The sequence below is a fragment of the Algoriphagus sp. Y33 genome, assembly GCF_014838715.1.
In the GTDB taxonomy this organism is placed as follows: domain Bacteria; phylum Bacteroidota; class Bacteroidia; order Cytophagales; family Cyclobacteriaceae; genus Algoriphagus.
This window is the reverse complement of record NZ_CP061947.1, coordinates 852,316-869,294: the sequence shown is the minus strand read 5'-3', so window position 1 is coordinate 869,294 and position 16,979 is coordinate 852,316. Positions and strand designations below refer to the sequence as shown.

9 protein-coding genes, 2 pseudogenes and 1 CRISPR repeat array are annotated in these 16,979 nt (G+C 40.4%); of the genes and pseudogenes, 2 read left to right on the top strand and 9 right to left on the bottom strand.

What is annotated here, in order from left to right; genetic code table 11:
- Positions 1–94: 94 nt before the first annotated feature.
- The 3 genes and pseudogenes from ID165_RS03625 to ID165_RS03615 all read right to left on the bottom strand — a co-directional run bounded on the left by ID165_RS03625 (position 95) and on the right by ID165_RS03615 (position 1,962).
- Positions 95–997 (bottom strand): PD40 domain-containing protein, encoded by a 903-nt coding sequence (locus ID165_RS03625; RefSeq protein ID WP_192349031.1) that lies wholly within the window; start codon positions 995–997, stop codon positions 95–97.
- 217 nt (positions 998–1,214) lie between these two features.
- Positions 1,215–1,775 (bottom strand): annotated as a pseudogene (locus ID165_RS03620) (GNAT family N-acetyltransferase).
- Entirely contained in the window at positions 1,759–1,962 is a 204-nt protein-coding gene (locus ID165_RS03615) for a hypothetical protein (protein ID WP_192349030.1), read from the bottom strand. The pseudogene ID165_RS03620 and the gene ID165_RS03615 overlap by 17 nt, the downstream one beginning before the upstream one ends.
- 470 nt (positions 1,963–2,432) lie before the next feature.
- Between ID165_RS03615 and ID165_RS03610 the strand changes: the two genes are divergently transcribed.
- A complete protein-coding gene (locus tag ID165_RS03610) occupies positions 2,433–3,581 on the top strand; it encodes a hypothetical protein (RefSeq protein WP_192349029.1) in 1,149 nt (382 codons plus the stop codon).
- 650 nt (positions 3,582–4,231) lie between these two features.
- Here ID165_RS03610 and ID165_RS03605 read toward each other — a convergent pair.
- The 3 genes and pseudogenes from ID165_RS03605 to ID165_RS03595 form a co-directional block, all read right to left on the bottom strand.
- Positions 4,232–5,152: a transposase gene (locus tag ID165_RS03605; RefSeq protein WP_192349028.1), complete on the bottom strand. Its 921-nt coding sequence runs from the start codon at positions 5,150–5,152 to the stop codon at positions 4,232–4,234.
- A gap of 51 nt (positions 5,153–5,203) precedes the next feature.
- A pseudogene (locus tag ID165_RS27035) lies at positions 5,204–5,317 on the bottom strand (hypothetical protein); the annotation flags it as partial.
- Positions 5,314–5,907: a transposase family protein gene (locus ID165_RS03595; RefSeq protein WP_192349027.1), complete on the bottom strand. Its 594-nt coding sequence runs from the start codon at positions 5,905–5,907 to the stop codon at positions 5,314–5,316. The gene ID165_RS03595 and the pseudogene ID165_RS27035, both read right to left, overlap by 4 nt.
- Positions 5,908–5,967: 60 nt before the next feature.
- Between ID165_RS03595 and ID165_RS03590 the strand changes: the two genes are divergently transcribed.
- Complete coding sequence (locus ID165_RS03590) at positions 5,968–6,432, top strand: helix-turn-helix domain-containing protein (protein ID WP_192349026.1); 465 nt, start codon at positions 5,968–5,970, stop codon at positions 6,430–6,432.
- Between the two features lie 111 nt (positions 6,433–6,543).
- A CRISPR array of direct repeats spans positions 6,544–14,803; the repeat unit is 30 nt; unit sequence ATTTCAATTCCTGTATGGTGCGATTGAGAG.
- 213 nt (positions 14,804–15,016) lie between these two features.
- On the opposite strand, the gene cas2 is transcribed toward ID165_RS03590, so the two are convergent.
- The 3 genes from cas2 to cas4 form a co-directional block, all read right to left on the bottom strand.
- Positions 15,017–15,280: a CRISPR-associated endonuclease Cas2 gene (cas2, locus tag ID165_RS03585; RefSeq protein ID WP_192349025.1), complete on the bottom strand. Its 264-nt coding sequence runs from the start codon at positions 15,278–15,280 to the stop codon at positions 15,017–15,019.
- Positions 15,281–15,320: 40 nt separating this feature from the next.
- Complete coding sequence (gene cas1b, locus ID165_RS03580; protein ID WP_192349024.1) at positions 15,321–16,325, bottom strand: type I-B CRISPR-associated endonuclease Cas1b; 1,005 nt, start codon at positions 16,323–16,325, stop codon at positions 15,321–15,323.
- Positions 16,326–16,427: 102 nt separating this feature from the next.
- The gene (cas4, locus tag ID165_RS03575) at positions 16,428–16,934 is read right to left on the bottom strand and encodes a CRISPR-associated protein Cas4 (RefSeq protein WP_192349023.1); all 507 of its coding nucleotides are present in this window, start codon (positions 16,932–16,934) and stop codon (positions 16,428–16,430) included.
- Positions 16,935–16,979: the final 45 nt, after the last annotated feature.

The following is a 16,979-nucleotide window of genomic DNA, read 5'->3' as shown; positions in this document are numbered from 1 at the left end:
GAGTTGGAGGAATTATCCCCATGCTGCAACCAATCAAGAAGCTATAGAATACTAAAAAATACTGCGGATTTTTCATTAGGATTGGGGTATATGGTCAAAAGGTCAGCTGACGCCTATTGCTTTCGTCAGGATCAATCATATAAAGTACTTCCTTAGAATAATCATGATTTGCATGGCTATAGACAATTTCACCCTGAACTGACCAGCTTGGGTAAACCCCAGGTGATAATGGAGTCTGATTGTTTCCATCCGAATCCATAACATGGATCCTGACATTCTTACTCCAAGCTATCATTTGGCCATCCGCAGACCAGGTAGGACTTCGGTTATCATTGTTGTTTTCCGTCAACATTAACTCATTATCGCCTGTCGTATCCATCGCAAAAATTCTCCAGCCATCCCAATCGCCAGAAGCTTTTGTATAAACTAGTCTACCCCCACTAGGGCTTAGTTCCGGGTCTCTACCTGCCACTATAAAATTCCCGAATATTGGTCTTAAACCTGTAAAATCTTTTTTAATCGACAACAAATTACTCTCCCCCGCAATATTTTCAGCCCTATCAAAAAGAATTTCCGTCCCATTGGAGATCCAATCCGGAAAGAAATAGGAAGAGTATTGTGATAAATCATTCTCTTTAAATGTCATAAGGCTGTCACCATCGGTTTTACACTTCTGCAACACTCCTGATGTGGAGAATACCAACCACTGACCGTCTGGAGACCAAGCTGGGTTAAGATGGGTTCCGCGAAGTACCAACCTTCTGTTATTTCCATTTTTATCGATGATGTACAACCCCGTTGGATAATCCTCCGAGTCTGCTAATTGGGAATTGACATGGTAATAGGCGATATGCTCTCCGTCAGGTGAGAATTTGGGGTACTGATCACGGTCCGAGACATACAGCTCATAATTGACGGGGGAAGGCTCCGGAAACTGGCTGCATGAAATGGCGGATATAGATAAAAGGAATAAAAGAATAGACCCAAAGTTTTTCATGTTTGTCTAACTAAAAATCCTAGTAATTATAATTAAAAACTTACTCACTGCCCAATAAATATCGGTCTAAAAAAACAAACATAATCTAGCGATAATATGAAAAAGACTAGGATTCGAAATTAACATACCTCTTTAGTTCTGCTAATTTTGGGTACGTTAAAATTTTTGCAGGAATTGAGAGATACCTCATCCTCCCTTCTACCCTATTCCCATTGGTTTAGCAGTTCGTTGTTTTTTGCTTGTATTCAGCTTTTGTTAGTCCGTATAAAATCAGTGTATGAAAGACTGTATTTTTACAAACGTGTTCTTTCAATTCTCCTTCCTTGGTCATACCACATTTAATCATCACTTTTCCCGATGCCGGATTTTTTTCCAAGTGTGAGGATGTAAGTTTATTTAATTCTAGTTTGTCAAAGCCAAAATCAATAATAGCCTTTGTAGCTTCTGTGGCGTAACCTTTATTTCAAAAAGGTTCTGCAATCCAATATCCTATTTCCGCACGAAAAAACTTTTGCTCAACTGTCAGCCCAATTCCACCAATGAACTCATTCGAGCTTTTCAGTCTTATTGCAAAAATATAATTTGTCCCATTTTTCAAACCCTGATTTGAAAGGTTAACCCAATAGACAGCATCTTTCTCAGAATATGGATGTGGAAGATTGAGAGTATAATCAGAGATGTTTTTGTTCGCCGCATATTTAACAATCTGAGGAATATCCCCTGCTTGCAATTCTGTCAAAAACAGTCTATCCGTTTCAATGTTAGGTAAGTGTTCCATATAAGTAATTATTGCAATTCTTAATTCTTATTGTCACTGATAGCAACTCTGCTACAATGACCGCTATCGCACCCCAGCTGTAAGACAGCTGAGCTTTCTGGCTCCAATAGGACTTATAAAAACCGGCTACCGATACCACCGTTATAACCGCAAATAGAATAATTAGTGTTTTGTACTTTTTCTCCATAATCACTCAAATTAGTTCTGCTTATAGTGAGGTTTTTCCGGCATGACAGCTAATTTATTTTTGTAGCCGCTTTATGTCGGCTTATTTCCTTGCCTTCGAAGTATTCTGGGTGGTCACCCCGCTAGGTGTAGCCACAATGTTCGTGGTGACTCGGTGTAGTCTGCCTGCCCTAATATCCTTACCGATTTGAAATTGGTTTTTCTACCTCATCCCCTCGTTCTTCCCGATTCTTGGGACAGGGGATTTATGCCCTGATGGATATGATAAAAGTTGGCTGTTCGTCCTCTCCTAAAAGGTCCCTGCAAGAAAAGGGGAAAACGGAACTTTATATACCATGTTAGTATCAGACCCGTCATGTCAGAGGTATTAGAGTGGGAAATATCCGGTAATTATAGATAAATTAAGAATTATGCATTCCTCTTTAACTTAACTTAACAGGCCTGAAATTATCCGTTCCATTAGATTTGGCCATGAAAAATTATACATGTTTAATTCTTACTGCAGCATTGATTGGTTGCGCAAAAGATAAGAACGAAAATCAATCCATTTCAACAAATTACAAATTTGAAGTAACTGATTCAATCAGAGTCAATCACCTAGAAGAATTGACGTTAATTGATAGAGAAGACGGAATGTTCTTGGCAAAACAAGAGGGGCTTTCATCCTATATTATTTTTGACAAAACCGGGAACATTACATCTCATATTGATCTCAAAACAGACGGACCAAATGCGATAAACATGGCCTATTCAGAAGGTTTTTTTGATGGAAATTTTACAATTATGGATTTACATAGAGGATTGATACAGTTTTCAAATGAAGGAGAGATAATCAACAATATCACTATACCTGAGGGGTATATTTATATGCATCCTTACAATAGACCAGCCTTTAAATTGGGGGATAAATTAGCATACTACCGCCCTGAAAGAGATTTAAAAGATTGGGAAGACCAAGAAAAATTCTATAGAAAATATTACAATGAACCAATATTGGAGGTAATAGACCCTATTACAAAAGAAGTAGAGTTGAAAATGGAAATCCCTGAAAATTCAATCTACAAAGACGGCGATTTTCATTTCTTACATCATCCTAAAATCATAAAAAAAGGTAAATTCTGGTATTTATTCCTAATGGCTGAAATGAAGTTTTATGTCTATGAAGAAAAGGAAGAAGATCTGATTTTTAAAGAAAGTGTCAGTCTAAATGTGAAAGATAAAATCCCTTTTCCACAAGTAAATTTACAAAACACAGAGGAATTATTCTCTAAACTAGAAATGGTAGTCCCATCCATGATAGAACAACTGTTTGTGATTGAAGACAAAATAATTCTTATTTACAAAAAGGGGGCAAGCGAAAATATCGTGAAGAATTATGACAGGGAAAATCAAGCTGAGTGGATGGATTTCTTTGAATCCTTACCAAAATTTGCTGCAGTTTATGATTCAGATTACAAATTGCTCCAAGAAGATATTGAATTGCCATCAGGAATAATTTCAACCCCTATTGTAAACAAAGATGGACAAATCCTTGTCCAAAAAAATCAAAGGCTTCTTGGAGAAGAAGATTGGAATACATACTATTTGTTAAAGCTAAATGAAGCTCTGCCAAGCGGGTAAAGGTTCCCAAAATGTACAGGAAGCTTGGAGTGTAAAAATTGGCTTTTCTACCTCCTCCCATCGTCTTTCCCGATTTTCTCCGCTCGGGACAGGCTCCCCGCAATACTGTGGGGCAGACATTTAGGAGAATGCGATTGTAAGGCGTGGTATTAAAGCTAGTGCTTCCACAGGTTTGAGAGATTTTCGTATTTATGTCCGAATGGGTGCTATAAAAGTTGGCGTAGCAGTTCTCTACTAAAAGGTTATTGCAAGAAAAGGGAAAAATCGGAACTTTCCCGGCGCGTAGGCTGGCTACTTCGCTATACGGTGACAGGCCTCGCTAATACAGTCCACCGAACTGTTTTCTAACGTTCGGTCCCAAGGTATTTTAGGGAAAATGGGAGGAAATGTGAAGGAATTGCAGTGTTTTTCAGTCATTCTACAGAATTACCTGTATTACGCTGTGCCATTTTTCAGGCGAAAACAGAAAGTGGGTCACATAATCCTGTTCCGGATTTACAATGTGAGTGATTGGTTTGGTTCTGTATCTTGCTCTTTTGTCTTATGACCGATCAACCCCAAGCAAACGATAACTGAAAAAATACAGGTGGTCAACATTACCGGATTGTCAGTGGTCAAGATCAGGTTCTTCGTCACATTTGGTGAAGGATTCAGCTAGAATTGGCCAGTACTATTTTTCTCAAAAGCTCAAATCCTGCCCTGCCATACATGTTTCTTTTGATGGTTTTGAGTCTATTGACCTGCCCTTCTACTTGCCCGTTGCTTATCGTTGATATGACGGCTTGGTTTACTGCCCCATAATCCTGGTTTATCCCTTTTGCAAACCCTTTGAGTGCTGAACCTTCGGCGCCTGCAATTTTTATCCACTCCGTTAAACTGCCCTCTTCTTTGGCTACAAACAGTTGGCGGAAGGAATGGGCTAAATCAGTGGTGTTTTTGATTTCAGGTGATTTTTGTAGCAATATGTCCAGGTATTTTTGATCTTCTTCTTTCAAAGTCCCGGCCTTTGCCAAGGCGATGAATGCCAGTTTTGACAGGGACCAGGTCTTAACCGGCCTGAGCAACGGGAGCACCTTGTTCCCTCTCGTCTTTGCGGCTTTTCCATCGTTGCCCCGTTTATTCATCCGCTCACAGAACTGGCTATACTTTCCATTAAAACCCTTTTCTGTTATGTGGTTGAAAAGGTTTAAGTAGGTGGTATTGGTCTGGCTAAGCTTTATCAATTCAGATTCAAAATCACAAAAGTTGGTCAGGATCCTGCTCCGGTTTATCTCTCTTGAGACCAGGCACTCAGAGGCAAGGTACTTTCTGATTGTTTTCCTTCCCGCTCCAAGCTGTTTGGCAATAGCTTTGATGCCATAGCCTTCTTTATGAAGCTCCCTGGCTTTTTGAAACTTAAACTGTCTATCCGGGCCGACATTCCCCACCATCCGTGTTTCCCCTTCTGTCGGGGAAGATAAGGCCGGGATATCCCTGGACTCCGATTCCATTTCTTCTATTGCTTTCCCATCTTCGGTTGTAAGTAAGTCCGCCTGTCCGGATCCCATTTCTTCAAAGCACTTTTTGATCACCGGACTGTGCTTTCTCAGGGATCTCTTAAAGGCATCCTTAAGATTAACCAGAAGATGAAACCTATCAGCTACCTGAATGGCATCAGGGGCACCTTTTCTGATACCCAGCGCATAGACACTTGCCCTGTCCCTGGATACGGTGTGAACTTCAGGGTGGCCTTTCAGCCAATCTGCAAGCGTGTCGGCTTCCTGGCCGCAAGCAGACCGATAACTTCTTTATTGATCAGGTCGACAATGATAGTGCCGTAGTTCCTCCCTTTTTTAAAGGCCCAGTCATCTACACCAATGGTTCCCGAAGTCAATGTTCTGACAGAAACAATGATCCCTTTGAGAGTCCTCAAAACAGTAGATGAACTGATGGGATACCCGATTACCTTACAGAGGGCGGCACCTTTATTCCCACCAAGCTCAGTGCCCACTGATCTGACCAGGCCGGCTGATCTGGAAAAACATCTGCCGTAGGGCTTGATCTGATCAACAAACCGTTCTGTAAAGACTTTTCGGGAACATTTCCTGTTTTTACAGAAGAGCTTTCTGACACGTAGGATAACTTTGACTTCCCGGCCTGAAACGGGCAGGTCAGCGAGTGATCTGTCATAAAACCCGTGAACGGATTTACTCCTTTTTCCACAGCATGGGCACGCAGACCGTTTCTGGGCGGATCCCGCTACAATCAACAGACCGGGGTCCTGGCTGATAAGAACCGCCTTTGAAAGTTTGAGGCCTGAAGGGATAATAAAGGAAGGAATGACCATATAAAATGTTTATTAAATACACAAATAAATTATATATTTATACCGATTAAACCTAACATCATGGGCAAGCCTGTATTAAAAATAAGCAGAAAGACTCCGGAAGAAATAACAGAAATTTTGAAAAACAACGCTGATTTTCTGCTGGCAACACGTCTGAATATGGTTTACCATGTGGCAAGGGGCCATTCAAGCAGAGAGGTTGCGTCATGGTACGGGATCAGTTTCAAACAGGTGGTTAACTGGGTCCACCGTTTCGAGCAAAATGGAGTAGAAGGATTGGAAAACAGGTCAGGAAGAGGGAGGAAGTCCTACCTTACAGATCAACAGATGGATAAAATCAGAACCATAGTTCTGGAAAAATCACCGGAAGATTACGGGATCAATGCCAAAAATTGGTCAGGCCCTGGTATTCTTAAAGTGATAAAAGAACAGTTTGAAGTTGATTATAAACCCAGCCAGTCCTACAAATTAATTGAAAAAATGGGGCTGGGATTCAAAAAAGGAAGCGGGGTTACCACAAAATAATAATGTGTATTTTATTAACATTCTTTCACCAAAATTGACGACGAACCCAAGATGGGTCAGAATATACAATTGAGAGACCAGCATACGTGGACGAACGAATTCAAGCGGCCTATTTCAATTCCTGAATGGTGCGATTGAGAGTTTAGTATTATGTCCAGACTGCCGAAATGGCTATATTTCAATTCCTGTATGGTGCGATTGAGAGGGAGTAGGCAACAATCCAGACTCGATCTCTTTTATGATTTCAATTCCTGTATGGTGCGATTGAGAGAGTCGTCAACATCAGCAGCATAATAAGCAGCAGCCTATTTCAATTCCTGTATGGTGCGATTGAGAGTCCGGCCATCCAGCAGGGATAAATGCATCATCGATCATTTCAATTCCTGTATGGTGCGATTGAGAGGATTTCGGGCTACTTCCAGAATCGTGCACAGCACACATTTCAATTCCTGTATGGTGCGATTGAGAGCACGGGTAAAGTAACCTTATCGCCCGATGTCAGTTATTTCAATTCCTGTATGGTGCGATTGAGAGATCCCAAAAACCCTCTCATCAAACTAATCCAGATGCATTTCAATTCCTGTATGGTGCGATTGAGAGCCCTGTGTTGGGAGGCTTGATTTTACTATCCATGATATTTCAATTCCTGTATGGTGCGATTGAGAGCGAGGTTACACGTATTCTAGAATCTATTCTAGCGAGATTTCAATTCCTGTATGGTGCGATTGAGGGCCGGAACTTTATTATGAAGAAGACTTTTTGTATAGTATTTCAATTCCTGTATGGTGCGATTGAGAGTATTCAGGTCTTTCGAATGGGAAAACTTCTACAATATTTCAATTCCTGTATGGTGCGATTGAGAGAAAGGTGGTGGCACGCTATCCATTATACTTAGTTGGATTTCAATTCCTGTATGGTGCGATTGAGAGCATTTGAAAGCCAAAGTGTAAAGAAAAAGACTGATATTTCAATTCCTGTATGGTGCGATTGAGAGAAAAAGGAAATTCCATTTTCGGAGAGTCTCAATCGCATTTCAATTCCTGTATGGTGCGATTGAGAGATACGTAAGCATGCTCCATTCGGATTGCACCATTTTATTTCAATTCCTGTATGGTGCGATTGAGAGAAGAAGCAAAGAAGCAGTTCAAACGGCAATCAATTTATTTCAATTCCTGTATGGTGCGATTGAGAGTATTTAGGAGGGACTTTGGCGGGTGTGTTGTAAGGGATTTCAATTCCTGTATGGTGCGATTGAGAGGACGATAGGGGTTACACCTTAGAAAATGCCCAACATATTTCAATTCCTGTATGGTGCGATTGAGAGAGGGTACGTATACATAGCGAAAGATTCAAGCAATCAATTTCAATTCCTGTATGGTGCGATTGAGAGACATAATATTTCAGATCTTCCACGACCTCTTTCAATATTTCAATTCCTGTATGGTGCGATTGAGAGAAAAACCACCCAAGAAAAATAAGGAGAAGTACTAGTATTTCAATTCCTGTATGGTGCGATTGAGAGTTTGTTGAATTCGTCCAAGTCCTGATAATTGAAATTATTTCAATTCCTGTATGGTGCGATTGAGAGAAGGTGGTGGCACTCTATCCATTACACTTAGCTGGATTTCAATTCCTGTATGGTGCGATTGAGAGCAATGTTGGAATGCTATTGATTGGCGTACTCTTTTTATTTCAATTCCTGTATGGTGCGATTGAGAGCCCATTCGCAATCAAAAGCCACGGTCTGAGCCGATAATTTCAATTCCTGTATGGTGCGATTGAGAGGCCCGTGCAATTTTATGTGATGTTTTCATTTTTTTATTTCAATTCCTGTATGGTGCGATTGAGAGATTCCTGTAGAGTTCGTTGATTATGAACCTTACGCATTTCAATTCCTGTATGGTGCGATTGAGAGATGTGCTTAAAGTGTCCTTTGTTGCCCCTAACGTATTTCAATTCCTGTATGGTGCGATTGAGAGTTTAGTTGAAGGAGGCCCTCCCCCGACTAAAACTTATTTCAATTCCTGTATGGTGCGATTGAGAGGCGAAAGATTCAAGCAATCACGGGTAATTCCTTTCGATTTCAATTCCTGTATGGTGCGATTGAGAGATGGGGATGCAGCGGGAACTTATTTAGGAGAGGCTTATTTCAATTCCTGTATGGTGCGATTGAGAGATTATGATGAATGCAAGACACACAGACTGGACACCTATTTCAATTCCTGTATGGTGCGATTGAGAGACAAACAGCAAAGCAAGCCATACCAGGATGGCGAGCATTTCAATTCCTGTATGGTGCGATTGAGAGCAGCTCACTTCCTACGGGAAATAAGTTCCTTACTTCATTTCAATTCCTGTATGGTGCGATTGAGAGATTCTGGAAGTGGGACTCTTTTAAAAATTGATGGATATTTCAATTCCTGTATGGTGCGATTGAGAGTACAGTAATCGAATAGGTAATAATCATCCAAATGAATTTCAATTCCTGTATGGTGGGATTGAGAGGCTTGATTACATAAACGATCTATCATTTAAATATGATTTCAATTCCTGTATGGTGCGATTGAGAGAGTTGATAGGTTAAAAGATACTGTAAAATCAGCAAATTTCAATTCCTGTATGGTGCGATTGAGAGAGGAGTTAAGCAGGCAGCTAAAGAACTCTGGATCTAATTTCAATTCCTGTATGGTGCGATTGAGAGTGTTTCCCGTAACACCTACTCCTGCCAATCCTGAGGATTTCAATTCCTGTATGGTGCGATTGAGAGGAAATTTAACCTTTATTTCACGATCCCACTTTTTATATTTCAATTCCTGTATGGTGCGATTGAGAGTAAAGCTTAATTCTGTCTTGTGTTGGTTGAGATTTTATTTCAATTCCTGTATGGTGCGATTGAGAGGGACGATAAAAGCTGAAAGATTGATTCTAAAACGCCATTTCAATTCCTGTATGGTGCGATTGAGAGTGCTTTCTATAGGTTTTGCAAAATCTTCGAATCTGAATTTCAATTCCTGTATGGTGCGATTGAGAGCAATGCTATAGAAGCCTGAATTGCTATGTTTCTAATATTTCAATTCCTGTATGGTGCGATTGAGAGGTGACACCGAAAGCCCTTCTCTCTACTCTAATGTCAATTTCAATTCCTGTATGGTGCGATTGAGAGCTTAGTATAAGTTCGAATCTTATTTCTGTATCAAAAATTTCAATTCCTGTATGGTGCGATTGAGAGATATCTTTGACTATTTCCCTAGCGTTAATCTTCACTATTTCAATTCCTGTATGGTGCGATTGAGAGTGAACTTAAAAAAACAGAATCTTACAATCAAATGGGATTTCAATTCCTGTATGGTGCGATTGAGAGAATCCTCAACATCCAAGTAAGCCTGAGGCAATTCAGATTTCAATTCCTGTATGGTGCGATTGAGAGGGCAATACAAAATGCTCTGTAAACTTATCTGTCTTATTTCAATTCCTGTATGGTGCGATTGAGAGTCGTTTTAGTTTTTTCTATTTCTTCATCAATACACTCATTTCAATTCCTGTATGGTGCGATTGAGAGGTAGTTTTCCATCTTTATCCTTAACAGGTTTCTTAAATTTCAATTCCTGTATGGTGCGATTGAGAGCAGCATCCCAGAGGGCTTCAACCCTACCGTAGGAGGATTTCAATTCCTGTATGGTGCGATTGAGAGTCAAAACTAAAACTAGAAATCCAAATGCGTACCGCTATTTCAATTCCTGTATGGTGCGATTGAGAGAATTTATACCCGCATCAAAAATAGGTTTGTCTTTCTATTTCAATTCCTGTATGGTGCGATTGAGAGGAAGTTTCATCAAACTGATTTTCTTCTTTGACTACCATTTCAATTCCTGTATGGTGCGATTGAGAGTTGAATCCAGCGGTGGTAATTGTGAGGTGCAAAGGCATTTCAATTCCTGTATGGTGCGATTGAGAGGGATAGTCAGATCTGATAGAATGGTTTGGTTTCCCTATTTCAATTCCTGTATGGTGCGATTGAGAGCTGGCTCAACACCTATTTTATTCTGAAGGATAATTATATTTCAATTCCTGTATGGTGCGATTGAGAGTTCATGACATTGAAAACCTCATCATTTTTGTGGGCGATTTCAATTCCTGTATGGTGCGATTGAGAGCTGGGAGAAGATCCCGAACTGTTTTATTTCCGCAAGATTTCAATTCCTGTATGGTGCGATTGAGAGCCATGGAAGGCAGCTATGCCTAAGAGAAAGGGATCTATTTCAATTCCTGTATGGTGCGATTGAGAGCTCAGAGCTATATCGATGCTGCTGAGGCTGAATTATATTTCAATTCCTGTATGGTGCGATTGAGAGCACATTCCCGAAAATGAGACTTCGCCCGTCTTCTGAATTTCAATTCCTGTATGGTGCGATTGAGAGACCTACGGAGCGGATCTTGCATCACCAACAACCACAATTTCAATTCCTGTATGGTGCGATTGAGAGAAATATATTAGCCATTTTTTACCGTTTTTCAAATTTATTTCAATTCCTGTATGGTGCGATTGAGAGGTGGATATCCTTCCCTTTGAAGAAATCAAATATCTTATTTCAATTCCTGTATGGTGCGATTGAGAGTATCCTGAAATCCTTCTGCGTCCCAAACCTGAATCTATTTCAATTCCTGTATGGTGCGATTGAGAGTACCGTTAACGCTAAATTGTCCTATCTGGGCGATGTATTTCAATTCCTGTATGGTGCGATTGAGAGCTGGGAGAAGATCCCGAACTGTTTTATTTCCGCAAGATTTCAATTCCTGTATGGTGCGATTGAGAGCCATGGAAGGCAGCTATGCCTAAGAGAAAGGGATCTATTTCAATTCCTGTATGGTGCGATTGAGAGCTCAGAGCTATATCGATGCTGCTGAGGCTGAATTATATTTCAATTCCTGTATGGTGCGATTGAGAGCACATTCCCGAAAATGAGACTTCGCCCGTCTTCTGAATTTCAATTCCTGTATGGTGCGATTGAGAGACCTACGGAGCGGATCTTGCATCACCAACAACCACAATTTCAATTCCTGTATGGTGCGATTGAGAGAAATATATTAGCCATTTTTTACCGTTTTTCAAATTTATTTCAATTCCTGTATGGTGCGATTGAGAGGTGGATATCCTTCCCTTTGAAGAAATCAAATATCTTATTTCAATTCCTGTATGGTGCGATTGAGAGTATCCTGAAATCCTTCTGCGTCCCAAACCTGAATCTATTTCAATTCCTGTATGGTGCGATTGAGAGTACCGTTAACGCTAAATTGTCCTATCTGGGCGATGTATTTCAATTCCTGTATGGTGCGATTGAGAGGATTCAATATTGACAAGGTGTCTAAGTTCTTTTTTAATTTCAATTCCTGTATGGTGCGATTGAGAGTCGCAGCCCCAGAAAGAGCAAGAGCGAAATTGCCACATTTCAATTCCTGTATGGTGCGATTGAGAGAACTGGACAAAGGTTTTCTCATGAACAATATGATCATTTCAATTCCTGTATGGTGCGATTGAGAGTTTTAATAATATCCGAAATCCAATATCTAAGCGTATGATTTCAATTCCTGTATGGTGCGATTGAGAGTTACTTGAATTCTTAAGACATATAAACAACCCTAAGATTTCAATTCCTGTATGGTGCGATTGAGAGCAGAGTGCCAAATGACCATGTAACCTATGATAATGAATTTCAATTCCTGTATGGTGCGATTGAGAGTGAAAGGATTTGTTAGAGCCTGAGTCAACACAGCCAATTTCAATTCCTGTATGGTGCGATTGAGAGGATCTTCCTTTTGAAGATAAAGTACTTGACTGGTCTATTTCAATTCCTGTATGGTGCGATTGAGAGTGAGATCACCCGTTTTAAAAACCACTGTAGCTGGCTATTTCAATTCCTGTATGGTGCGATTGAGAGGGAGAATTCATTTCCCAATTCGGCCACTGCTTCCGTATTTCAATTCCTGTATGGTGCGATTGAGAGTGAATCCATAACAACCATCCTAATCCATAATTCACCATTTCAATTCCTGTATGGTGCGATTGAGAGCATGGAGAAAAACGAGTACAAGAAGTATTAAGCCAATTTCAATTCCTGTATGGTGCGATTGAGAGAGGCAGAACAAATCAAACATTGTAGAGCTGAATACCATTTCAATTCCTGTATGGTGCGATTGAGAGAACGATTACAAAATAATCCCTTACATCACCCGCACCATTTCAATTCCTGTATGGTGCGATTGAGAGCTTCACCGATCCCGTCTCGGATCGTTTTCATTTTCTATTTCAATTCCTGTATGGTGCGATTGAGAGGTCACCGACTTCCTTAGCACCATCCCAGCATTCAAGATTTCAATTCCTGTATGGTGCGATTGAGAGGGTAACAAAGAAAACATGGGAGGAATTTAGAAGCACATTTCAATTCCTGTATGGTGCGATTGAGAGATTGCAGCACACTTACAGCAGGCGGCCATCAACATAATTTCAATTCCTGTATGGTGCGATTGAGAGAGGGCATTGACCAAGGATGGTAACATTGAAGATGCTATTTCAATTCCTGTATGGTGCGATTGAGAGTGCAAAAATACCTGCATAACAAGACTGCTCCGCTGAATTTCAATTCCTGTATGGTGCGATTGAGAGCCATATTCTCGTCTGAGTTTTGGTCGATTTCCTTCAATTTCAATTCCTGTATGGTGCGATTGAGAGCAGATTTTGAATCGCCTGAAGAACGTATTGAATTCATTTCAATTCCTGTATGGTGCGATTGAGAGAACCATGAATTTCGAAGAAGCGCACAAAATACTGAATTTCAATTCCTGTATGGTGCGATTGAGAGACTGTGACTACATATACGCTACTATGGGACTGGGTCATTTCAATTCCTGTATGGTGCGATTGAGAGTTTTGTGTAAAGGAACATTCTTGGTGTAATCATCGTATTTCAATTCCTGTATGGTGCGATTGAGAGCGATAGTTCTGCCCCATGTGCCTTTGGGCTCCGATTATTTCAATTCCTGTATGGTGCGATTGAGAGTCTACCATGAAAAAGTACATATGATCCTAGATGCGAATTTCAATTCCTGTATGGTGCGATTGAGAGCTCCCTGCGTTCCCTGAGAATCAGACTGGCTCCGTCATTTCAATTCCTGTATGGTGCGATTGAGAGCCGTTCAAAAAGGGGAAGAAATAGCTATTCCATCGTATTTCAATTCCTGTATGGTGCGATTGAGAGCTTGGGCATTTTTCATGCAGATGTAGGCGGTGAATTATTTCAATTCCTGTATGGTGCGATTGAGAGTACGGATTTCAAGGGAGATCTTCCCTCCATGAAGTGATTTCAATTCCTGTATGGTGCGATTGAGAGTAGTGTAGTTCAGATCAGTCTGAAACTCGTTTCGCTATTTCAATTCCTGTATGGTGCGATTGAGAGAAAACACAGCCTCTGCATTTGCGGGAGGTGCAATCAATTTCAATTCCTGTATGGTGCGATTGAGAGACGAGACTGTGAATAAGACCGGATCCAAAAAGCCAGATTTCAATTCCTGTATGGTGCGATTGAGAGCTTCGGCCATTCGTTTGCGCTCTCTATACTCCTCTATTTCAATTCCTGTATGGTGCGATTGAGAGAATGGTTAAGAATTTCTTCCTAGTTCTGATTTCACTATTTCAATTCCTGTATGGTGCGATTGAGAGGCCCTAAATATAAAAAGAAAAAGCCACTCATTAGGATTTCAATTCCTGTATGGTGCGATTGAGAGACTTCGGCCGTATCCATTAGCCTTGATGTTGGTCTGATTTCAATTCCTGTATGGTGCGATTGAGAGTTATCACCTTACAATCACTTAATTCGGTTGAGTTACATTTCAATTCCTGTATGGTGCGATTGAGAGGATATTAGCTAAAACTATGTAAAGATTTCCATCCCGATTTCAATTCCTGTATGGTGCGATTGAGAGTCGGAAGCAGAAACTGATCCCTCTGTTTTGAAGATATTTCAATTCCTGTATGGTGCGATTGAGAGTTCGTCTATGTCTTCATGAATAGCATTTGAAGCATATTTCAATTCCTGTATGGTGCGATTGAGAGTATCAATTGACACCTGCAAAAATGAGGGTTATCTAAATTTCAATTCCTGTATGGTGCGATTGAGAGACAGTTCGATAGGTATATATTTTCGTACAATATCGGATTTCAATTCCTGTATGGTGCGATTGAGAGTAAGATTGGCACCGCTAAGATAGGCATGCCTAAGATATTTCAATTCCTGTATGGTGCGATTGAGAGTCGATCCCCCAGGGGTTAAACCAATACTGTAGACTGATTTCAATTCCTGTATGGTGCGATTGAGAGCCGCAGGCTCCGCAATAAAAATAGCTCTTTTTAGCCATTTCAAAAGGGTTTGCACTATAAAAAATAAGATTGAAAGTTGTCGATGTCAGATGCAGGGTTTTTACCCAGAGTTCGACAACCTTCTTCTCGAAGACAAAAAGCGATTTTAGGCCCTTTTACCCAATTTGGAATTTGGACAAGCCGCCTGCAGTAGGTACATCGACAACCCAATCCTTATAAAAATGTATCCAGATCGTTTTTTTCAAGACCCACAATTTCCTTTTCAAGCCATCGTTCATCTCTGCTCTTGAAAATTATAATGCTGTCTTCCTCGACTTTCATGAATTTTTTCGCATTGGCCAGCAGTTCCTTTAATTTGACTTCGGTGATCTCACCTTCAAACACGGAATTCTGGATCCAGTTCAGATATCTCCTGCACAATTTAAGCATCTTCCCTACCCTTCGCTCACCTATATCATAAACCAATACTACATACATACTAATTTTCTTTAGCGTTTCCCCAGAAATGTTTTGATACTCACCACCAAATTTTAAACGGTTTATACGTTTCTATTTCCAAGATATGCTTGCTGAGCTTATAGCATTCCAGTTTGATTAAATGCTTGTAACTAACGTGCTTATTCAAGGTTCTATGCTTGATGGTTTCATTTAGCCTTTCCTCAAACGCCTTGAGAAAGGCTTTTTTTCCCGACTCTTTCAGCGTCACCCGATTAGTCTGAAAATCAAAATCCTTGGATTGGATTTCCCGCTTGTTCAGCACTCTAAAAATAGTCCGATCGACTAAAATAGGCTTAAAAATCTCGGCCAGATCCAATGCCAGAGAATACCTTCTGTAGCCGGGTTCATGCAAGTAACTAATCGTAGGATTCAGTTGGGTATGATAAAGCTGATCCAGACACTGGGTGTAGCATAGCATATTGCCAAATGAGATAAGTGTGTTGATCTCATTAAGCGGAGGACGCATGCTCCTGCTTTCCATCGCATGATCCTTGATGATATGGTCAAAGGCTTCATAATAAGTACTCCGTATATTCCCCTCAATACCCATCAGCGAAGGAATATCAGAAGCAGCGGCGACAAGTTCCGAATAAGATTGAATCCGGTTGAGCTGTTGGTCCAAATCCCGCTCCCTTTTCATATAGTATCTAAGGTTTTTGGTGATGTTGAATGCTGCCCCCTCTACAAATTTTCTGGCGATTTTAAGACGTTTATCTCTATCCAAATAATGGTTAGTTTGGCTGATTTGCATTTTACCTGCCAATAGGTATTCCTTGGGTTGAAAGCTTCCCGTATAATGCTCGTAATAATCAAAAAAATGGATGCTGATCCCGGCTTTCCCCAGAAAGTTGTACAAAGCAGAATTCGTATCCAAGCTGCCAAAGCAATAAAGATCGGAAATCCCTTCTACCGGAAGATACTTTGGAACTCCTTCCCTACCCGATTCATCTACCGGAGTAAACTTCAGCGTATTGTCTTTGCGGCTCAGGCGACCTGGGTTAAATAGATAGTAGGTCTTTTTCATAAAAGTGGTAGCATAATCATTTAAAGTATTATTTTATCAAAACCTATCCTGAATAGCTGAAATTGAGACATTAAATACAAAAACTTCAGATTCATATCGCTTTTATTCCTCCCCGGAATAACAAAAATCATGGTAGCTGCATTTCTTACATATTGGTTTCTTCAGTAAAGGGGGACATTGTTCGTCATGGATGATGGTAGAGCATGACGAGATCCATTCTTCTATCTTAACCTTATCATCCTCTTCCCATTCTACAATTTCCCTTTGCTTCATTTTTGGGTATTCCAATATCGCAGAGGCACCAGGTATCCCGTTTTTAAGCAGAATATACAGGTAGTATTTGACTTGGGCAAAGTGGGCATGCTCTACCTTATCTGATTTCTTCACCTCATGGATTACCTTGTTTTTGGCATCGTAAAAATCGATTTTGATGCCTTCCATTTCCAATTCTGTATATTTTCTGGCACGGTCGAGATAGGTAGTTTCAGCGATTAATTTCCCTTCAGCCACTATCTGGGAAGTATGCTCCATCTGTATGCCATTTGCAAATAGCCAGAGCTTGCGGTGGCAGGTGTGAAGGTAGGCGATATGGGTTCCGGTGATAGGCATCTAATTAATACTAGAAATTAACTTAACAGGTTAACTATAAAAATA